The 18,148-nt window shown below is 64.1% G+C and carries 22 protein-coding genes; 7 read left to right on the top strand and 15 right to left on the bottom strand.

Annotated features, from left to right (window positions below; genetic code table 11):
* Window positions 1–63 precede the first annotated feature (63 nt).
* Genes resB through CJ028_RS11735 form a run of 9 tightly spaced genes read right to left on the bottom strand, consistent with a single transcriptional unit; the run spans window position 64 to window position 7,078 of the window.
* Window positions 64–1,740, bottom strand: coding sequence for a cytochrome c biogenesis protein ResB (gene resB / locus CJ028_RS11695; protein WP_105035414.1), 1,677 nt, complete (start codon window positions 1,738–1,740; stop codon window positions 64–66).
* Window positions 1,724–2,485 carry a cytochrome c biogenesis CcdA family protein gene (locus CJ028_RS11700; protein WP_105035415.1) on the bottom strand — a complete coding sequence of 254 codons (762 nt, stop codon included), beginning with the start codon at window positions 2,483–2,485 and terminating at the stop codon, window positions 1,724–1,726. The genes resB and CJ028_RS11700 overlap by 17 nt, the downstream gene beginning before the upstream one ends.
* Entirely contained in the window at window positions 2,482–3,063 is a 582-nt protein-coding gene (locus CJ028_RS11705) for a TlpA family protein disulfide reductase (protein WP_338064137.1), read from the bottom strand. Before CJ028_RS11705 ends, CJ028_RS11700 begins: the two co-directional genes overlap by 4 nt.
* 17 nt (window positions 3,064–3,080) lie before the next feature.
* Entirely contained in the window at window positions 3,081–3,725 is a 645-nt protein-coding gene (locus tag CJ028_RS11710) for a histidine phosphatase family protein (protein WP_105035417.1), read from the bottom strand.
* A 49-nt stretch (window positions 3,726–3,774) separates the two neighbouring features.
* A complete protein-coding gene (locus CJ028_RS11715) occupies window positions 3,775–4,341 on the bottom strand; it encodes a hypothetical protein (RefSeq protein ID WP_129590474.1) in 567 nt (188 codons plus the stop codon).
* Window positions 4,338–4,964 (bottom strand): hypothetical protein, encoded by a 627-nt coding sequence (locus tag CJ028_RS11720; protein WP_105035419.1) that lies wholly within the window; start codon window positions 4,962–4,964, stop codon window positions 4,338–4,340. Before CJ028_RS11720 ends, CJ028_RS11715 begins: the two co-directional genes overlap by 4 nt.
* The gene (locus CJ028_RS11725; RefSeq protein ID WP_105035420.1) at window positions 4,957–5,493 is read right to left on the bottom strand and encodes a hypothetical protein; all 537 of its coding nucleotides are present in this window, start codon (window positions 5,491–5,493) and stop codon (window positions 4,957–4,959) included. Before CJ028_RS11725 ends, CJ028_RS11720 begins: the two co-directional genes overlap by 8 nt.
* Entirely contained in the window at window positions 5,487–6,788 is a 1,302-nt protein-coding gene (locus CJ028_RS11730) for a hypothetical protein (RefSeq protein ID WP_105035421.1), read from the bottom strand. The genes CJ028_RS11725 and CJ028_RS11730 overlap by 7 nt, the downstream gene beginning before the upstream one ends.
* On the bottom strand, window positions 6,785–7,078 hold the full coding sequence (locus tag CJ028_RS11735; protein ID WP_105035422.1) for a type VII secretion target: 294 nt from the start codon (window positions 7,076–7,078) through the stop codon (window positions 6,785–6,787). The genes CJ028_RS11730 and CJ028_RS11735 overlap by 4 nt, the downstream gene beginning before the upstream one ends.
* Before the next feature lie 78 nt (window positions 7,079–7,156).
* Here CJ028_RS11735 and aspS point away from each other — a divergent pair, with 78 nt between their 5' ends.
* Window positions 7,157–8,485, top strand: coding sequence for an aspartate--tRNA(Asn) ligase (gene aspS, locus CJ028_RS11740; protein ID WP_167395139.1), 1,329 nt, complete (start codon window positions 7,157–7,159; stop codon window positions 8,483–8,485).
* Between the two features lie 137 nt (window positions 8,486–8,622).
* Here aspS and CJ028_RS11745 read toward each other — a convergent pair whose 3' ends face one another.
* The 4 genes from CJ028_RS11745 to CJ028_RS11760 form a co-directional block, all read right to left on the bottom strand.
* A complete protein-coding gene (locus CJ028_RS11745) occupies window positions 8,623–8,922 on the bottom strand; it encodes a Dabb family protein (RefSeq protein ID WP_105035424.1) in 300 nt (99 codons plus the stop codon).
* Window positions 8,919–9,188 (bottom strand): glutaredoxin family protein, encoded by a 270-nt coding sequence (locus CJ028_RS11750; RefSeq protein WP_105035425.1) that lies wholly within the window; start codon window positions 9,186–9,188, stop codon window positions 8,919–8,921. Before CJ028_RS11750 ends, CJ028_RS11745 begins: the two co-directional genes overlap by 4 nt.
* Before the next feature lie 139 nt (window positions 9,189–9,327).
* Window positions 9,328–9,426, bottom strand: a complete 99-nt coding sequence (locus CJ028_RS11755) for a 30S ribosomal protein bS22 (RefSeq protein WP_003792170.1) — start codon at window positions 9,424–9,426, stop codon at window positions 9,328–9,330.
* A gap of 109 nt (window positions 9,427–9,535) precedes the next feature.
* Window positions 9,536–10,003 carry an ArsR/SmtB family transcription factor gene (locus CJ028_RS11760; protein WP_105035426.1) on the bottom strand — a complete coding sequence of 156 codons (468 nt, stop codon included), beginning with the start codon at window positions 10,001–10,003 and terminating at the stop codon, window positions 9,536–9,538.
* Window positions 10,004–10,096: 93 nt separating this feature from the next.
* Between CJ028_RS11760 and CJ028_RS11765 the strand changes: the two genes are divergently transcribed.
* From CJ028_RS11765 to CJ028_RS11775, 3 genes are all read left to right on the top strand, one after another.
* Window positions 10,097–11,539: a TrkH family potassium uptake protein gene (locus tag CJ028_RS11765; protein ID WP_439099040.1), complete on the top strand. Its 1,443-nt coding sequence runs from the start codon at window positions 10,097–10,099 to the stop codon at window positions 11,537–11,539.
* On the top strand, window positions 11,532–12,203 hold the full coding sequence (locus CJ028_RS11770) for a potassium channel family protein (RefSeq protein ID WP_105035427.1): 672 nt from the start codon (window positions 11,532–11,534) through the stop codon (window positions 12,201–12,203). Before CJ028_RS11765 ends, CJ028_RS11770 begins: the two co-directional genes overlap by 8 nt.
* A 115-nt stretch (window positions 12,204–12,318) precedes the next feature.
* Window positions 12,319–13,719 (top strand): MinD/ParA family ATP-binding protein, encoded by a 1,401-nt coding sequence (locus CJ028_RS11775; RefSeq protein WP_105035428.1) that lies wholly within the window; start codon window positions 12,319–12,321, stop codon window positions 13,717–13,719.
* Window positions 13,720–13,797: 78 nt separating this feature from the next.
* On the opposite strand, the gene proC is transcribed toward CJ028_RS11775, so the two are convergent.
* Entirely contained in the window at window positions 13,798–14,646 is an 849-nt protein-coding gene (proC, locus tag CJ028_RS11780) for a pyrroline-5-carboxylate reductase (RefSeq protein ID WP_105035429.1), read from the bottom strand.
* 92 nt (window positions 14,647–14,738) lie between these two features.
* On the opposite strand from proC, the gene CJ028_RS11785 reads away from it, so the two are divergent.
* Window positions 14,739–15,701, top strand: a complete 963-nt coding sequence (locus CJ028_RS11785; protein WP_105035430.1) for a cation diffusion facilitator family transporter — start codon at window positions 14,739–14,741, stop codon at window positions 15,699–15,701.
* 3 nt (window positions 15,702–15,704) lie between these two features.
* Here CJ028_RS11785 and tadA read toward each other — a convergent pair whose 3' ends face one another.
* A complete protein-coding gene (tadA, locus tag CJ028_RS11790; RefSeq protein ID WP_240607223.1) occupies window positions 15,705–16,181 on the bottom strand; it encodes a tRNA adenosine(34) deaminase TadA in 477 nt (158 codons plus the stop codon).
* A 44-nt stretch (window positions 16,182–16,225) separates the two neighbouring features.
* Between tadA and upp the strand changes: the two genes are divergently transcribed.
* Window positions 16,226–16,858: a uracil phosphoribosyltransferase gene (upp, locus tag CJ028_RS11795; protein WP_105035432.1), complete on the top strand. Its 633-nt coding sequence runs from the start codon at window positions 16,226–16,228 to the stop codon at window positions 16,856–16,858.
* A 520-nt stretch (window positions 16,859–17,378) separates the two neighbouring features.
* Window positions 17,379–18,083 (top strand): winged helix-turn-helix domain-containing protein, encoded by a 705-nt coding sequence (locus tag CJ028_RS11800; protein WP_105035433.1) that lies wholly within the window; start codon window positions 17,379–17,381, stop codon window positions 18,081–18,083.
* The last annotated feature ends 65 nt before the right edge of the window (window positions 18,084–18,148 follow it).

An 18,148-nucleotide genomic window follows, 5' to 3' on the forward strand; every position in this document is an offset into this window, starting at 1 on the left:
GTACAGCGCGTAGAGCGAGTACGAGTTGAGCAGTGCGGAGTCAGTCAGATTCACGATGTAAGCCTAAGTCGATTCGGGGGTGGTGACGACGGTTTGGTGGGACTTGAGCAGTTTGAGGTGACGATCGGCCACGGCAGTCACGGCGGCCTCAAGGGCCGGGTCATCGCCGCGGGCGAGGCCGGCGTACTCAATGTGCACGGTGCCGTCGGCGCGGGTCGTTGCCTTCACCCACAGCCGGCGGCGCGGCACGAGCAGTCCGGTGAACAGGCCGAACAAAACGAGCATCGAGAACGATATCAGCCAGATCTGCGTCGGGTCGTGGTGAATGTCGAAGCTCGCAAAACGTGGAACCGACTGGGTGAAATCGCCGGCCGCTGATGCGGCCGGATTGTGATCGACGAAGCTGACGGTGCCGAGGCCATTCGGCAGCTCGACCGATGCGCCCGGCTTCAGCTCGATCGAGGCAACGCCGGTCTTACCGCCGGTCTGCCGGGTCAGGGTATCGGTGACGAGCGAATAGACGGATGTCGGCACGCCGGCATCGAGACCGAGGTCACCGGTATAGACGTTCAGGGTGAGCAGCGGGTATTCCAGGTCGGGGTAGCTGGAGAAGTTCGCGCCGGAAGCCGCCTTGTCCTGGGTGGGATAGAAGAAGCCGATCATACCCAGTTGTTCGGCCAGGCCGTCGGGGACTTTCACGATGCCCAGCGACGTAAGGTTGGCGTCCTGCGGCAGGAACGGCACCGAGTCGGAAAACACGACGGTTCCGTCGGGGGCGGTGACCTGAATGGTCGGTGCGTACCCGTTGCCAAGCAGGTAAATGCTCGTACCGTTGGTGCGCAGCGGTCCGTTGACCTTGACGACGCCGGGCTCGGGCGCCGCGCCCTTGGGCGTGACCGTGACGTCGGCGGTGAAGTCGATCGGCTGGCCGTAGGCCTGCAGGTTCTGCTGTTCGTAGGAGACCGAGAAGTCATCCAGGCTCAGCGTGTACGGGTCGAGCGTGGTGTCGTCGAAGAATCGTCCCGGGTTGAAGGAGTCGTAGGCGAGCAGGGTGTTCACGAAGGTCTGGCCTTCAACGAGCACGCGCTGGCCGCTGAAGCCGTAGCCACCGCCGAAGCCGACGGTCACGAGAATGCCCACGAGCGCAGCGTGAAAGATGAGGTTGCCGGTCTCCCGCAGGTAGCCACGTTCGGCCGAAACGGATGACTCGGTGTCGGAATCAAAGCGGGCGACGCGGTAGCCGCCGGATTTCAAGATGGTGCGGGCGTGCGTGATGGCGGCGCGGGCATCCGTTTGCGCTGGTGCGGCTTGAGTGGTGAATCCGGACAGGCGCCCGAGTCGGGCAGGAGTGGTCGGCGGCTTGGCGCGCAGGGCCTGGAAGTGATGTTTGGTGCGCGGGATGACGCAGCCGATGAGCGAGATGAACAGCAGTAAGTAGATCGACGAGAACCACGCCGAAGTGTAGACGTCGAAGGCCTGCAGCTTGTCGAGCGTCGGCGCGAGGTCGGGGTTGTCGGCGAAGTATTGGGTGACGCCGTTCGGGTCGGAGCTGCGCTGCGGTACGAGCGACCCTGGAATGGAAGCGATGGCCAGCATCAGCAGCAAAAACAGGGCGGTGCGCATGCTCGTGAGCTGGCGCCAGAACCAGCGGAGCCAGCCGGTGAGGCCGAGCTTGGGCTGCACGACACCGGCTTGCGGCGTTTGTGGGCGGGAGTCGTAGTGGTCAGATGGCCGGGACAAAGCTGCCAATCACCCCTTGCAATTCGAGGAGCCAGGTGTTCCAGATGCCGCTCACCATGAGTACTCCGATGACGACGAGCAGAACCCCGCCGAACAGGTTGATGGCACGAATATGCCGTTTCAGGAATGCGACCGATCCGGTGGCCCAGTTGAGGCCGAGGGCGATCAACAGGAACGGAATTCCGAGGCCGAGAGAATAGAACAGCGCGAGCAGGCCGCCTTGCCACGGCGAACCGGTGCCGAGGCTGAGCGAGTTGATGGCGGTGAGGGTGGGGCCGGTGCACGGCGTCCAGCCGACCGCGAAGACCGCGCCGAGCACTGGCGCTCCGGCCAGGCCCATCCTGGGGCGCCAGTTGGTCTTGATGGTGCGCTGCATGGCACCGAACTGGCCGACGAAAACCAGTCCGAGCAGAATGACCACGACGCCGGCGATGCGCGTGATCAGGTCGCGGTAGGAGTTGAGCCAGAACCCGGCGGCGCCGAAGACAACGCCGGTGAGCACGAACACCACGGTGAAGCCGAGCACGAACAGGCCAACGCCGGCCAGGAGCCGGGTGCGGCCGCGTCGGTCGCGCTTGGAGGCGCCGGTACGTCCATCGGTGAAGCCGCCGATATAGGCGAGGTAGCCGGGTACCAGGGGCAGAATGCACGGGGAGGCAAAGGACACCAGCCCGGCGAGCAGTGCGATGGGAATGGCGAAGAGCAGCTGACCGCTGAAGACGATCTCTCCGAAGGGATTGTTCACTCGGTCGTGCCAGTCTCCGCGATCGTGTCCCGAATCAGGGTTTCTAGAATGGACGGCGACGTAACTTGGCCGAGAATGCGCGCAGCGACCCGGCCTTCGGCGTCGAGTACGAGCGTGGTGGGCACCGCGTTCGGCGGAATGCTGCCGCTGAAGGCGAGCTGCATGGCTCCGGTATCGACGTCGAGCACCGAGGGGTAGGTCACGCTGTAGGTCTCGTTGAAGGCGATGGCGTTCGGTGCCTGGTCGCGCACGTTCACGCCGAGAAAGCTCGCGCCCTCGTTCTCGAACTGGGCGTTGAGGCTTTGCAGATCGGATGCCTCGGCGCGGCACGGCGCGCAGCTTGCGTACCAAAAGTTCACGACGAGAACTTCGCCGAGCAAGGCTTCGCTCGTGACCGTTTCGCCCGTCTCGGTCACGCCGGAGAAATCGATGGCCTGGCCGCGGTCGGCGAGGGCGATCTCGGTGACGCTGCCGTCCCCGGCGATGAAACCCTTGCTCGAGCCCTCCCGATACTGGTCCGCGAGCGGGTCAGAGGAGCAACCGGCCAGCAGCAATGCGGCGGCAGCCAGTGCGATCACAGGGAGCAGACGGCGGTTCATACTGCACCCACATCGTTACTCGGGTCAAGAAGAGCCTGCGCGGGGCTGACATAAGCGGTTTCAGCGAAATGGTCACCGTGCCAGGAGAGGGTGGTGATACTCGACAGGTCGCAGCGGCGTTGGCGCGGATCATGGGCGAGGCGCTCGTGCGCGAGAGAGCGGTGCACCATCCAGATCGGCAACTGGTGGCTGACCAGCACGACGTCGCCCTCGTCGACCGAGTTCCAGGCGTCATCGATCGCGGCGAGCATCCGCTCGGAGACGGCGCGGAACGGTTCGCCCCAGCTCGGCTTCAACGGGTTGATCAGGGCCAGCCAGTTGCGCGGGTCGCGCAGCGCGCCACCCTGGCCGCGCATCCGCTTGCCTTCAAAGGCGTTCGTCGGTTCGATGATGCGTTCGTCGGTATCGATGGCCAGAGCGAAAGCTGCGGCGATCGGGGCGGCCGATTCCTGCGCGCGCTGCAGCGGCGAGGCGATGACGCGCACGACAGCGCGGCCGCGTTCGACCAGTTCGTCGGCGGCGGCGGCCGCCATGAGCGCGCCACGCTCGGAGAGCCGGTAGTTCGCCAGTCGTCCGTAGAGCACGCGTTCGGGGTTAAAAACCTCACCGTGACGCACGAGATGCACTTGACTGGCTACCACCCGACCAGTCTACGGAGGCCCCAGCCTAGAAACCGCCGTGAGAGCACCGCTAGGCGTCCACGATGCTGATGCTCCGGGCGAGGTCGTCCACGATCGGAAGCAACTCGGTCAGGAGCGCAATGTTGAAATTGGCGGCGATCATGACCACGTCCAATCCGTTCTTTTGCCACGCATACTGGGCGATCGCGGCAATGTCATGATCGGGCTCCCCCACGTCTGCATAGCGGATGCTGCGCACCCCGTCACCGAGCAGGTCCGACAAGAATGTCGTCACCATGACCGCACTCGTTGCGGCGGGGTCGTGCACCGCCGCGAGGTCGTCGAGGGTCAACTCGGGTGAACTCGTGGGGTACAGCACGCTCACAAAAAAGACAAACTCCGCCGGGTTAGCCAGGTAGACAAAGCGGGACTCGGTCTCCGGTCGGTCGGTCGCGATCGAGTGCAACGATTCATCGATCCAGCGCGCGGTCGGCTGATCGAGGGAATAGGCATCCGTCAACAGACGCGTGATGGTGCCGGCCCAGTCGTCGAGATCGGCGAACTGATTCCAGGGCCACTCCTCGGGAACGTAAAGCCAGAGGTCGCGATCAAAATCCACCCGAATGGTTGCGGTCATGACCACGCCACCGATTCCATCATGACGTCGAAGAGTTCGGTGAGAGCCTCGACGATTGGCGTGAACTCCGCAATCGCCTGCCCAGACACCGTGAGCGCTGCGACCAGAAAAGTACCCGGTGCGCCAGGGACCGGCCACGTGTAGTGCACGGTGCGCACAGCGGCCACCGTTAGTTGATCAGCACGCGGCAGATCAACGAGTTCGCGCACGCAGCGTCCGGCTCGGGTCACGGCAACTGTCGCGTTCAGTTCCCGTGCCTGCATGCGTTCCACGAGCAGGGCGACTGCCGTGTCTGACGGTGCGTTCGTTCGCACCTCGCTCACCACAATGCCCGCTGAGACTGGTACCAGCCACGAAATCGCCAGCGGGAAAATGAGGTCAATCCCGCCGGCCTGGCGCGCTTCGGCCGCGATGGTACGCAGGCCGTCCCCGAGTCGTTTCTTCTGCGGCCCGTAACTGTCATTCGGCAGTCCGGCAAACTGTCGATCGACGAGATTCGTTATGGCCTGCTCCGCCGACTCGCCCACCGGAATCAGCACCCAACCCGGGGGGAGAACCAGGCGGTACGCGCAGCGAGCACGCGGCGCCGCCGCCACTGTTGGCGGGATGACCGATTCAGGCATCCGCTGACGCAGGCTTTCGTGCGCGACGCGTGCGAACCGATGGACCCTCACGCCACGAGCTCGGCACGAGATGCACCCAGCCCAGGATGTCGCGTACGACGAAGAGCACCCATGCCGTCAGGTAGATGAAGAGGGCCAGGGTACCTTCATTGTGAATGCCGGGCGCCCCGAAATATGCGGTACCCAGCGGAATGGAGAAGAGAAAGGCGACGAAGGTGAACCACGCGAACGTCGCACGCCCGGGTTTAGGAAACCGTCGCAGTGACAGTGGGATGGTGAAAATGGAGAGGAACATCAGTCCAATTGCCGGAATGAAGAGCGTCCAGGACTGCGGATTGAACGCCGGATACTCGGCACTCCAGCCGAAAAACCCGCCCTGATCCTCGGTCGGCGTCGAGCCAGTTGCGAGCCCGAGTACAGCGATGACGAGCGCCGGCCCCATACAGACAATGACGAAGAAGACGACGGACCCGAAGAATACGAGGTCTGAGATGCGGTGGGCTTTTTTCTGCCACCCCGGTTTCACCATGACGCTCCCACCCTCCACGTTGCCTGCTCATTCACGTTCTTGTACCAATCGTCCAGGGAGGCACCCGCGTTGAGCACTCCATCTACAGCGTCGGGCATGATGGGGTTGAGTACCTGTGCCGGGAGTCCGAGCTGGTCGAGGGCTAAGTTCGCCCCCTTGAGCGCGGAAGGGATTGCCAGTTCCACGCGCTGGAAACCGATATTGACCTTGGCGAGGCCAACGAGCAGATCATCGCCGGGGCCGCCCGCGCCCGCTCGCGCATTACTCAACACCCGCGACGCCTTGGCGTTGGCGACTCCCTTGGTCGAAAACACTTCCCGGTACCAGCCCACCTTGTTCGAAAGTCCGACCTTACTCGGGAGCACGCCGTTGAAGCTGGCGGACACCGAGCGCAGGGGATTCTTACTGGTCCCCAAATTGGTGAGGTGGGCCACTCTGGTCGTTTTCAAGGCGGCCATCGTGCCCTTGAGCGCCACGCCGGCGATGGCGGCGACACCCAGGCTGGCGAACGTGAGCGCGTCCAGTCCAAACTCGATCCACGAAATTTGTCCGGTGCTGGCGAGCACCAGGCTCAGCAGCGCCGTTGCCCCGGCGATGGCCAGCGCAAATGGGATCAATAACGGAAAGAACAGACTCAGAATGGCGAGGCCCGCCGCCAGGTAACCCAGAATATTCTTGATGGTCGTCAGTACGGCAGCATTTTCAGCGACCCACCCGCTGAAGTCATCCCAGAGGGAGTCATTGAGGCCGTCCTGATCGATTGCGGTCGCGATTTGCTCCGCGGCGACGGCCGCGGCAGCATCGCGCAGTGAAATCGCGTCGTGATAATTCTGCAGGGTGGCGGCGAGTTGGACCGACAGATCGTCAACGACCGACTCGTGCGCGAGGGCTAGTCGCTGGGCATCCACCTGGTCTGCCGGGTCGGTCGCTCCGCGCGCCGCGTCGGAGTAATGGTCGGCCCACGACTGCGCGGTCGCGGCTTCGGACGCCGCGTAATCACGCGCATCGATCGCCTGCCGTGCCATAGTTTGGGCCATTTCCAGGGAATCGGCATAGACGGAAAGCGATGATCCCGCCGTCTCATATCGGCCGCGCAGCCGCTCCAGCCGGCCGGCGACGTCGCCGGACAATTCCACGATTGCCGACACGGCCTCACTCCGGCCCAGTCCATCAGCGGCAATGAGCCGACGCAGTTCATCGGCGGAGTCGCGCACGGCATCCGCTGTCAGCGTGTATTTGGTCGCCGCTGTGCGCACGCCGGTCGGATCGCCCGGAAGCGGGTCGTAGCCGCTCACGAGGCGGGGGTCTCGGTCAGTGCTCGAGCGAGTTCGGAATCCACCGATTCGAATCCGTCCGCCACGGCTTGCCCCATCGTGTGCAGCTGCGTGAGCTGCTCGGTCAGTTCATTGCGTCGATCGTCCCATTTTGACGAGAAATCGTCGATAACGCTCGCCAAGTGCGCGTGACCGACCATGGCCCCCAATTCCGCACTCACGGCGCTCGCATCGCTGAGGCCGCGACGAACGGCGTCAAAATTTTCGGCGAGGCTGCGAACGGCCCCAGTATCGACCTCGAGTCTATTCATGGCACCGTCCCTCCCGGAGCTCACTCTACCGGGCACTCATCGGCGGGGACCCTCGGTGGCTCCGGCTAAACTCGACCTGTGACTTCGCGCGTATTGATCAAGAACCTGTCCGCTCTCGATGACGGCACCGTATCGGTGTCGGGTTGGGTCGACACGGTGCGGGACCAGAAAAAGGTGCAATTCGTCGTGCTGCGCGACGAATCCGGTGCCGTGCAGCTGGTCAACCCGCGCACAACGGATGCCGATGGCCAGGTGGTCGCCGACGAGCCCGCCACGAGCATCTCCGGTCTCGCCCAGGGCACCTTCGTGACGGTCACCGGGCAGCTCAAGCACGACGAGCGGGTCAAGCTCGGCGGCATCGAGATCAAGCTGGCCACGCTCACCGTGGTTTCGGCCGCCATTCCGGAGACGCCGATCGCCGCCGACTCAAGCCTCGACAAGCGCATGGACTGGCGCTTCCTCGACCTGCGTAACCCCAAGCAGAACCTCATCTTCCGCATCCAGACCACGTTCGAGCACGCCCTGCGCACGTACTGGATCGAGCACGACTTCATCGAGCTGCACACCCCCAAGCTCATGGCGAGTGCGAGTGAGTCCCGCGCCGAACTGTTCGAGGTCGGCTACTTTGACACCAAGGCGTACCTCGCGCAGAGCCCACAGTTCTTCAAGCAGATGGCCCAGTCCGCCGGCTTCGGCAAGATCTTCGAGGTGGGCCCGGCATTCCGCGCCGACCCTTCGTTCACGAGCCGCCACGCCACCGAGTTCACCAGTGTCGACTCGGAGATCAGTTGGATCGACAGCCACGACGACGTCATGGCGCTCCACGAAGACCTCATGGTGGCCGGGTTCACGGCCGTCAAGGCCAAGCACGGCGACGAGGTGCTCGCCCTGTTCGACGTTGAAGTGACCGTTCCGAGCACGCCGTTCCCGCGTATCCCGCTGGCCGAAGCCAAGGAGATCGTGAAGAGCCGCGGCTACGAGGTTCCCCGCGACGACGACGACATGGACCCGGAAGGCGAACGCCAGATCGCCGCCTACGTGGCCGAGAAATACGGACACGAGTTCGTGTTCCTCACCGACTACGCCTCAAGCATCCGCCCGTTCTATCACATGCGTCACGAGGGTGACGCGTCGATCACCAAGAGCTACGACCTCATCTTCAACGGCACGGAGATCTCCACCGGCGCCCAGCGCGAGCATCGTATTGAGATTCTCGAAGCGCAGGCAATCGAGAAGGGTCTCGACCCCAAGGAGATCGAGGGCTACCTCGACTTCTTCCGCTACGGCGTGCCGTCGCACGGCGGTTTCGGCATGGGCCTGGCCCGCGTCTTGATGCTCATGCTGCACCAGGCGAGCATTCGCGAGGTCACCTACCTGTTCCGCGGCCCGACCCGCCTCGAGCCCTAGCCGGCCCCGCCTCAGGCCGCCTCGAGCCGTGAGTTCAGGCCACCGAGCCGTGGGCCTCGGCCCGTTTTTGGCGAAAAATGGCCTCAAACTCAGGGCTCGGCGACAGTAGCTGTCTGAAACTCACGGCTCGGCGCCCGCTAGACCTCGAGGTCGACCGCCAGGCGATCGGCTACGACGGTGCGAATGAACGCGCCGACCTTTTTGTGCTCCGGGTGCTTCTGGTAGCGGTCGAGGGCCTCGAGGTCATCGAAGTCGGCGATGAGCGCGACGTCCCAGTTTTCATTACCGGCAACATCCGGCCCAACCGTCAGAGCGCGAATCTCGGGAACGACACCCACCAGGGCCTCCAGGCCGGCCACGATGCCCGCGGCATCATCGGCTTTCTTGCGGGGCGTGAGGGCGGTGAGCTTCCAGCAGACGATGTGGCGAATAGTCATGAGACCTCCAGTAGGGCGGTGCGCAGGCGCACGGGATCGATGCGCCAGTAGTTGTGCACTTTGCCGTTGATGAGGAGCACCGGAATGTCCTCGAGGTAGCGCTCGTGCAGTTCGGCGTCATCGAGAATGGAACGTTCGTCGAACGTGATTGTGGGGGCGCCAGGCTCGTCGGCGAGCTTGGCGACGACACTGCCGACGAGGTCCCGGGCGTCGTCGCAGAGGTGACAACCGGGCTTGCCGATCAGGGTCAGGTGTGCAGTGGCCATTGTTCCAGCCTACGGCGACTTCCACCCCGAGACGACGGTCGTGGCGCACCGAACAGGGGACCGGTCGGTGACAGCAAAAAGCGCCAGTCCCGAAGGGCTAGCGCTTTGCTCGAGGATCGGCCAAGAATTCTTGGTCGGCCTACTTCTTATTACGACGCTGGTGGCGAGTCTTGCGAAGCAGCTTGCGGTGCTTCTTCTTCGCCATACGCTTGCGTCGCTTCTTAATTACAGAACCCACACGGACCTCACAAGTATTGGTTTAGTCGCGGGGCCCGCGACTGACACGAAAACACCATTCTATCGGACAAAACCTGCTCCAACTACTCAGGGGGCGGATCGGGCCCGAACTAACCGTTTCTGCGCCACTTTTTCGCGGTGGCATCTTTGACGACGTGCGACATCTGCGAAGCGTCAGCGAATGCCTTACCGATCGCCGAAGCGAAGGCACGCTGCTCCTCTTTCAGCCCGGCGTCAGCCTCCAGATCGGCGTCCTTGACGGCCTGGTCGAAGTCGACGCTGAGGAACGGGATCAGCCAGTCCTCGATCTCTTCGAGCGGAGAATACTCCAGCCGATAGAAGCGGTGCTGCCCGTCTTCCCGCACGGTGACCAGACCGGCCTCGCGCAAAACCTTGAGGTGCTTGGAGACAGTGGGCTGGCTCAGCCCGAGGTGCCCGACGATGTCGGACACGCTCAGCTCGCCGCGGATGTCCCCGGAAGGACCGCGAATTTCACCCGACGGAACAGCGCGCTCCAAGAGGATGCGCAGAATGTCTCGCCTTGCCGAATCCGCCACCACGGTAAAGATGTCTGCCATAACTTCAGGGTAGTCATTACTGCTGGGTAATCACCACCGCCGCGTAGTACCATTTCAAACTGGCAATAGTCGCAGGTCAATCGGGGGTTCCAGGTGTTGTCTCGAACCGGAACTGAACCATTTTTTCCGCGCCCGCTCTCCATTTTGGTGCGCATCCGCGACGGAGTGGACTCCCTCGCTCACAAATCGCCGTCGCGCTTCGCCATTCTGGTGTTCACCGCGCTCATCATGGTCTTCACGGTGCTGTTCTCACTGCCGATCGCCTCTTTCGATCGCACCATCACGCCGCTGCACGACGCACTGTTCACTGCGGTGTCGGTCATCTGCGTCACCGGCCTCACCACGGTCGACATGGCCACACATTGGTCAGCGTTTGGCAACATTCTCGTATTCATCGGTGTCAATATCGGTGGCATCGGCGTCTTGACGCTCGCGTCGCTGATGGGACTGGTCATCTCCCGGCGGCTCGGGCTGCGCGCCAAACTGATGGCAGCGAGCGACTCCAACCCCTCCCGCATCCACGCCGGCCCAGTCAACGAGGGCCAGACCGTGCGGCTCGGCGAGGTCGGCAGCCTGCTGCTCACCGTTGCAATCAGCGCGTTCGTCATCGAGGTCGGCGTGGCAGCGCTGCTCTTTCCCCGCATGCTGCAGGCCGGTGTATCCCTAGGCGAAGCGGTCTGGCACAGCTTTTACTACGCTGCCATGGCCTTTACCAACACCGGTTTCAACCCAAACCCCGGCGGCCTCAGCCCGTTTGCCGACGACTACTGGTTTCTCGGCGCGCTCATGATCGGCGTGTTTCTCGGCAGCCTCGGTTTTCCGGTGATTTACGCCTTTGCGCGCGGTTGGCGCAAGCCGCGCCGCTGGTCAGTGCACGTCAAGCTCACCCTCGTCACGACCATCGCCCTGATGATCCTCGGAATGATCTTTTACATCATTCTCGAATTCGATAATCCCAAGACTTTCGGGTCGCTCAATGCCGGCGACACCATCTTTCAATCGTTGTTCATGTCGGTGATGACGCGCTCGGGCGGCTTTGCGACCATCGATATCAGCGACCTGCACGGGTCGAGCCTGCTGCTCAGCGACATGCTCATGTTCATCGGTGGCGGGTCCGCGTCAACCGCGGGCGGTATTAAGGTGACAACCCTGGCCATCCTCTTTCTCGCCGCGTTTGCCGAAGCACGCGGCAAGCAGGAGATGGAAGCGTTCGGTCGCCGTATTCCCAGCGACATCCTGCGCCTCTCGGTCAGCGTCGTACTGTGGGGCGCGACCACCGTCGCCGTCGCGAGCATCCTCATTCTTCACATCTCGAAGCAGCCCTTCGACGTCGTGCTGTTCGACGTGATCAGCGCTTTCGCGACCTGCGGCCTGTCGACTGGGCTGACAGCTGACCTGCCGCCTGAGGGCGTCTACGTGATGGCGGCGACGATGTTCATGGGCCGGGTTGGTACAGTGACTCTCGCGGCAGCACTGGCCGCAAGTCACAGCAGGCAACTATTTAAACGCCCGGAAGAGAGACCCATCGTTGGTTGATCGCATCAAACACGACGCCCCCGTGCTCATCATCGGGCTCGGACGGTTCGGCGCGGCCACCGCTGGCCAGCTCGACCGACTGGGCCGCGAAGTACTCGTCGTCGACACGAGCGAAGCGCTCGTGTCGAAGTGGTCTGAGCGGGTGACCCATGCCGTTCAAGCGGATGGCCGCTCCGTCGAGGCCCTGCAACAAATCGGCGCGCAGGACTTCTCGATCGCCGTCTGCGCTGTCGGCTCATCGGTGGAAGCCAGCGTTCTCATCGTGGCCAATCTGGTCGACCTGAAGATTCAGCAGATCTGGGCTAAGGCGATATCTAAGTCGCACGGCAAGATTCTCGAACGCATCGGCGCCAACCACGTCATCTACCCCGAGGCCGAGGCCGGCGAACGGGTCGCCCATCTGGTGTCCGGCCGCATGCTCGACTTCATCGAGTTCGACGACGACTTCGCCCTCGTGAAGATGTACCCGCCGAAGCCCATCCGCGGCCACACCCTCGTCGATTCCGGCGTGCGCCGCAAGTACAACGTGACCGTCGTCGGCGTCAAAAGCCCCGGCAAGCCGTTCACCTACGCGACCCCGGAAACCGTGGTGTCCAACCATGACCTCATCATCGTGTCGGGCGCCGAGGCCGATATCGAGCGGTTCGCCGCGCTCGGTTCCTAGCGCTCCCCCCTATTTGGGGGAGACGACCGGCTAGTCTCCTAATACGGACATTTCTCGCAGCAGCTCACCCGAGGTTGCGCGCTGACGATGTGTGCGCGAACGGAAAGGCTCACCCATGTCACCCGACGTGCCCGCTCTTGCCAACACCCCAGCCGACATTGTCGCCGCTGTTCAGACCGACACGACGGGCGAGGTGACCATCGATGGCTCCCGCCGGCGCGTCACCGGCACCGATGAAGCCGGAGTTCGCGAAGAGATCATCGGCCTCGTGGTCGAGACGGCTCGCAGCCGCGGAAGGTCGGTTCTGCTGCAGGTCAGTGACCAGCAAGGCGACTGGCCGCTCACCGTGCATCCCAACGGGCGGGTTGAGTCGGCCGGACCGGTCGTTGTTGCCAGCCGACCGAAGCCGGCGAACACCGCACCCCTTCCGGTCAGACCCGCACTCGATGAACCGACCCCGTTTGCCACGCTGCTGCAACCACCCGTCGCGGCGCCGGCGAGTGCCCTGTTCGAGTCGTTACTTCTCCCCACAGCGGTGACGCCCGCACCGGATGCCACGCCCCCGTCACCCGCAGCGCCACCCGTTGCGCCCAACCTGGCCGATTTCCTCAGCTCCCGGCCGCCGGCACCAGCCGGACCGGCCGAGCAGGGCTGGCAGGGCGCCGTGCGCCGCCTCAGCGGGGGCCTCGTCTCGCCTACACCGAGTTCCACCGAACGCCAGCAGCGCACCGCCATCGCAGCCGTGCAGCGCAGCCTGAACGGCCCGCGCACGATCGTGGTGCTCAACCCCAAGGGCGGAGCGCACAAGACCACGGCGACACTGCTTATCGCTGCCACGTTCGGCATCTACCGCGGCGGTTACACGCTCGCCTGGGATAACAACGAAACCATGGGCACGCTGGGCGTGCGCGCCCAGGCCGCCCGGCACACCAACACTGCGGTCGACCTGTTACGCGACCTCGACCGGTTCGGCGATGCCCGTTCCCGGGTGGGCGACCTCGATAACTATGTGCGATCGCAGGGCGACGCACAGTTCGATGCGCTCGCCTCCGACCTCGATCCGGCGGGTGCAGCGAGCATCGACGACGACGCCTTTCGCAAACTCCACACGACGCTGAGCCGGTTCTATCGGGTGCTGGTCATTGACACCGGTAATAACATGCGAGCCAGCAACTGGGAGGCTGCGGTCGATACCGCCGACCAGCTGGTGATCGTGTCGACCATTCGGGAGGACACGGGTTACGGTGCGGCCTCACTGATCGACGGTCTGCGGCAGAAGGGTCACGCGGACAAGGTTGCCCAGGCCGTCACAGTGCTCGCGTCGCCGTCGAAAACCGCCGACGAGCAGCTGTCGAAGCGTCTGCACGACCATTTTCGCCAGCTCACCCGCACGGTCGTCGACGTTCCGTACGACGCTTCGCTGGTCGGTGGCGGCCCGCTCAACGTCGACGCCCTGGCGCCACGCACCCGTACAGCGTGGCTGCAGGCGACGGCTGCCATCGCTGAAGGGCTGTAGCGCAGGGCTGCTGGCCAAAATTTCGCTGGCCCAGGCGCAAACAACAGAGAGACCAGAGACCCGGCCGGGCGCGGACCGCTAGAAGGCGGCGAGTTCTTTCGCACGCGCGAGGGCGGCATCCGTTGCGGTGTCGAAGAGTTCCTTCAAGCCGCCCTTTTCGAGCTCCCAGACGGCTCGCTCGGTCGTGCCGGCCGGGCTGGTCACCTGGCGGCGCAGTTCGCTCGGTGACTTGTCGGACACGGCGAGGAGCGCACTCGCGCCGAGGAAGGTTCCGTTAACCATGACGGCGGCCTCTTCGGGCGTGAACCCCTTGGCAATAGCCGTTTCGGTGAGCTGCTCGATCAGGTAGAACACGTAGGCCGGACCGGAACCGCTGATGGTGCTGAGCGCGTCGAGCTTGCTCTCGGGCACGACCAGCACGTCGCCGACGGTCGCGAAGAGGGCGCGCGTGAGTTCGAGGTCGGCATCGCTGGATCGGGTGCCTGCGCTGATACCGGTGACCGCCATTCCGACGACGGCCGGGGTGTTCGGCATGGTGCGTATGACGTGCACGGGTTCGGGCAGGAGCGATTCAAAGGTGTCGATCGTCACGCCGGCCGCGACGCTCAAGACGAGCGTGCCAGGAGCAAGCTCGCGTCTGATCTCAGCGAGCAGGTCGGCGACCATATAGGGCTTGACGGCGATGATGACGATCTGGGCGCCGTCGATGGCCTTGAGGTTGGCGTCGGAGTCGACCTCGGTTGAGTACGCGGTGACGCCCTCGGTATCGGCCAGCTCAGCGGCCTTCGCCGCCGTGCGGTTGGTGACCCGGATGCCACCCGTTACGGTCACACCCGGCTTCAGCAGGCCGGCCAGAATGGCGCGGGCCATGGAACCGGCGCCGAGGAAGGCGATCGTGGGCAGAGTCACGTTCTGGGAAGAAGTCATCCGACCAGTCTACTTTTTGCGGCATCGGACTGGCCAAAAGGGTCGCCCCTGGCGCAGCCTTTGACCGGTGAGCCCGGTTCTAAGATGATTTCATGAGCGCATCCGGCGGAAACAAAGCAATCGTGGCAGCATTCGCGGCCAATCTGGGCATCGCAGTCACCAAATTCGTGGCCTGGGGCTTCTCCGGATCGTCCTCGATGCTCGCCGAGGGGGTGCACTCGGTAGCGGATGCCGGCAACCAGCTGCTCCTGCTGCTCGGCGGTCGCAAGGCGAAGAAGCGGGCCGACCTGGAGCATCCGTTTGGCTATGGCCGGGAACGCTACGTCTACGCCTTCGTGGTGTCGATCATTCTGTTCTCGATCGGCGGGGTGTTCTCGCTCTATGAGGGTTTCGACAAGCTGCAGCACCCGCATCCGCTCGAGAATGCCTGGCTGCCGATTCTGGTGCTCGCCATCGCGATGGTGCTCGAAAGCTTCTCGCTGCGCACGGCGATCAAAGAATCGAACCATGTGCGAGGAAACCAGACCTGGGTACAGTTCGTTCGCCACGCCAAAGCACCCGAGCTGCCCGTCGTGCTGCTCGAAGACGTCGCGGCCCTCACCGGCCTCGCCTTCGCTTTCGTGGGGGTCGGCCTGACCATCCTCACCGAGGATCCGATCTGGGACGCCGTCGGCACGCTCGCCATCGGCGTGCTCCTGGTTTTGGTCGCGATTATTCTCGGTATTGAAACCAAGAGTCTGCTCGTGGGCGAGGGCGCCAGCAAGAAAGACCTCGACGCCATTGAAGCGGCCATTCTGAATGGCCCGGAAACCAAGCGCATCATCCACTTGAAGACGTTCTACCTCGGGCCGGATGAGATCCTGGTCGGTGCCAAGGTGGCCTTCGACGGAGAGCACCGCTTTACCGACGTCGCTGCCGATCTCAATGCCGTCGAAACGCGGATTCGCGCGGCGGTGCCGCTGGCCCGCACGATCTATCTCGAGCCCGACATCTTCTTCGACCCAAACCTGGCCAACCCGCCAACCGACACCTTTGTGATCAAGGGCCTGGAGTAGGCCTCAGCGACCGGAGCGGCGGGCCGGGTCCTCGAAAAACGCCCGCAGGATCTCGCCGCACTCGGTGTCGTTGACACCGGCGAAGACCTCAACTCGATGGTTGAGGCGACGGTCGCGCAACACGTCGTAGACCGAGCCGGCCGCGCCGGCCTTCGCATCCCAGGCGCCGAACACGACGGTGGGCACCCGTGCGGCCAGGATAGCGCCGGCGCACATCACGCAGGGTTCGAGCGTGACGATCAGCGTGCAGTCGGTCAGGTGCCAGTCGCCGGTGTGCGCGGCAGCCTGCCGGATGGCGACGATCTCGGCGTGCAGGGTCGGGTCCTGGCTCAGTTCCCGCTCATTGCGTCCGCGACCGATCACCCGGCCGGCGCTGTCGACGACGACGGCCCCAACCGGCACATCGTCGGAGGCCAGGGCTGCGCGCGCTTCGGTCAGGGCGAGCAGCATCCACTCGGTGTGCTGATCTTGTGCTCGCATGCTGACCTCAAGTCGTGGGGATTGCCTCTAGTAGAATTGAGCCTATGCGAGTCCATGTTGCCGACCACCCGCTCATCACGCACAAGCTCACCGTGCTTCGCGATAAGGACACGTCGTCACCGGTGTTCAGATCGCTCGTTGAGGAGCTCATGACGCTGCTCGCCTACGAGGGCACGCGCGGCGTGCGCGTGGAGGCCGTCACCGTGCAGACTCCCGTTTCCGCCGCCCAGGGCGTGCGCATCAGCGACCCCAAGCCGCTCGTCGTGCCGATTCTGCGCGCCGGCCTCGGCATGCTCGAGGGCATGGTCAAATTGCTGCCGACCGCCGAGGTGGGTTTTCTCGGGATGGCCCGCAACGAAGAAACTCTGCAGCCCACGACCTACGCCGAGCGCCTGCCAGACGATCTGTCGGATCGGCAGTGCTTCGTGCTCGATCCGATGCTGGCCACCGGCGGATCGCTCATTGCCGCCATCAACTTTCTGTTCGACCGCGGCGCGGTCGACGTGACGGCCATCTGCATCCTCGCCGCTCCGGAAGGCCTCGCCGCCGTGGAGAAAGCCCTGGCCGGCCGCGAAGTGACGATCGTGCTGGGTGCCGTGGACGAGAAGCTCAATGAGCAGGGCTACATCGTGCCCGGCCTCGGCGATGCCGGCGACCGCCTGTACGGCCTGGTTTGACCACCTGATCGGCGAGACCCGGCTGGCGCACGCAGGTTCTGCGACCGACAACACGCCAGGCCGGGTTCACATCAATAATCTTTGATTAATTACATTCTGAGCACGGAATATTTCATAAAGTCGTGATTGTGCACGGATTCGCCTAAATGGGCGTTGCCCCGCGAACGTGGTGCGCGTCATGCGGCGACTTACCGCGACGCCAAATTGACACACGGCGTCACATTCCGCTTTACTCGCAGTTATGACAACCAGCGCACGCCCCCTGACCTCCCTCGAGGCCCCCGGGACTGCCGCCATGATGATGGCCGGCACCCCCGCCATCCGCTGTTGCCGAATGTGCCGCTAACCGAGACTTCCCCCTCGCGTCCTCTTCCTGACTGATTTCACTCATCAGGCCGACGCCCCGAGCGCTTGTTTGAAGCGCTCGCCCTCCAGCCCCACGGGCTATCCGGAGCCATCACGAAGCAGCGCTTGCGCGCATCCGTCGAGCTCCCTTCGATCGAACAGTCAAGGACCCTTCATGTCTCTCGCACACATCCACGCCACTCGCCCCACACACTTCAACCGCCCCGACCTGACCCTGGCGCCGCCGGTTGCCGCCCCGCGCATTCGCGCCGTGCCGACCGGCACCGAGGCCCGCGGCTTCGTGCTCTACGTAGGCATCGACGAGGCCAAGGCGGCCGCAGCCGGCACGAGCCTGAACCGCATCGTCGAGGCCCTCAAAGCCCTCGCGTCCGACATCGCTCCGTCTGCCGAGACCTATGCCGCCGTCGCACTGGCACCAGAGGGCGCCGGCGGACGCGACGTGGACGTCGTGCGCCTCGCGCTGCAGGACCCCGCCGCACTCGCTGCGCACCGCGCAGAGCCCGAGGAGCTCGACCGGGCCCGCAGCGGCGTCGTCGTCGATATCTCCCGCAAGCGCGTCATCCTCGACAACGAGACGGCCGCACTGACCTACAAGGAGTTCGAGCTGCTGCAGTATCTCGTACTGCGCGAGGGTCGCACCATCGCCCGTGCCGAGATCATCTCCTCGCTGTGGAACTCCGCCGACGAAGAAGACACCCCGAATGAGCGCACCATCGACGTGCACGTTCGTCGCCTGCGCTCCAAGCTCGGCCGCTACGAAGACATCGTGCGCACGGTGCGCGGTGTCGGCTACCGCTTCGACCGCCACGCGGACGTCGCCATCCGCCAGTCGACCACGCCGAGCCCCGACCTGTTCTAAGCCGGCCTGGCTGGCGCCACCGGACGCTGTACGATGACGCGATTAACGGACTGAGGGCCAGTCGC

The organism is Cryobacterium aureum, assembly GCF_002954245.1.
GTDB lineage: Bacteria > Actinomycetota > Actinomycetes > Actinomycetales > Microbacteriaceae > Cryobacterium > Cryobacterium aureum.

Coding starts and splice junctions, on each gene's coding strand:
- CJ028_RS11715 (WP_129590474.1), bottom strand. CDS start 4,341: ATGACCGCAACCATTCGGGTGGATTTTGATCGCGACCTCTGGCTTTAC.
- CJ028_RS11720 (WP_105035419.1), bottom strand. CDS start 4,964: ATGCCTGAATCGGTCATCCCGCCAACAGTGGCGGCGGCGCCGCGTGCT.
- CJ028_RS11725 (WP_105035420.1), bottom strand. CDS start 5,493: ATGGTGAAACCGGGGTGGCAGAAAAAAGCCCACCGCATCTCAGACCTC.
- CJ028_RS11735 (WP_105035422.1), bottom strand. CDS start 7,078: ATGAATAGACTCGAGGTCGATACTGGGGCCGTTCGCAGCCTCGCCGAA.
- CJ028_RS11745 (WP_105035424.1), bottom strand. CDS start 8,922: ATGACTATTCGCCACATCGTCTGCTGGAAGCTCACCGCCCTCACGCCC.
- CJ028_RS11750 (WP_105035425.1), bottom strand. CDS start 9,188: ATGGCCACTGCACACCTGACCCTGATCGGCAAGCCCGGTTGTCACCTC.
- CJ028_RS11760 (WP_105035426.1), bottom strand. CDS start 10,003: ATGGCAGACATCTTTACCGTGGTGGCGGATTCGGCAAGGCGAGACATT.
- CJ028_RS11775 (WP_105035428.1), top strand. CDS start 12,319: ATGTCACCCGACGTGCCCGCTCTTGCCAACACCCCAGCCGACATTGTC.
- proC (WP_105035429.1), bottom strand. CDS start 14,646: ATGACTTCTTCCCAGAACGTGACTCTGCCCACGATCGCCTTCCTCGGC.
- CJ028_RS11785 (WP_105035430.1), top strand. CDS start 14,739: ATGAGCGCATCCGGCGGAAACAAAGCAATCGTGGCAGCATTCGCGGCC.
- tadA (WP_240607223.1), bottom strand. CDS start 16,181: ATGCGAGCACAAGATCAGCACACCGAGTGGATGCTGCTCGCCCTGACC.
- upp (WP_105035432.1), top strand. CDS start 16,226: ATGCGAGTCCATGTTGCCGACCACCCGCTCATCACGCACAAGCTCACC.
- CJ028_RS11800 (WP_105035433.1), top strand. CDS start 17,379: ATGTCTCTCGCACACATCCACGCCACTCGCCCCACACACTTCAACCGC.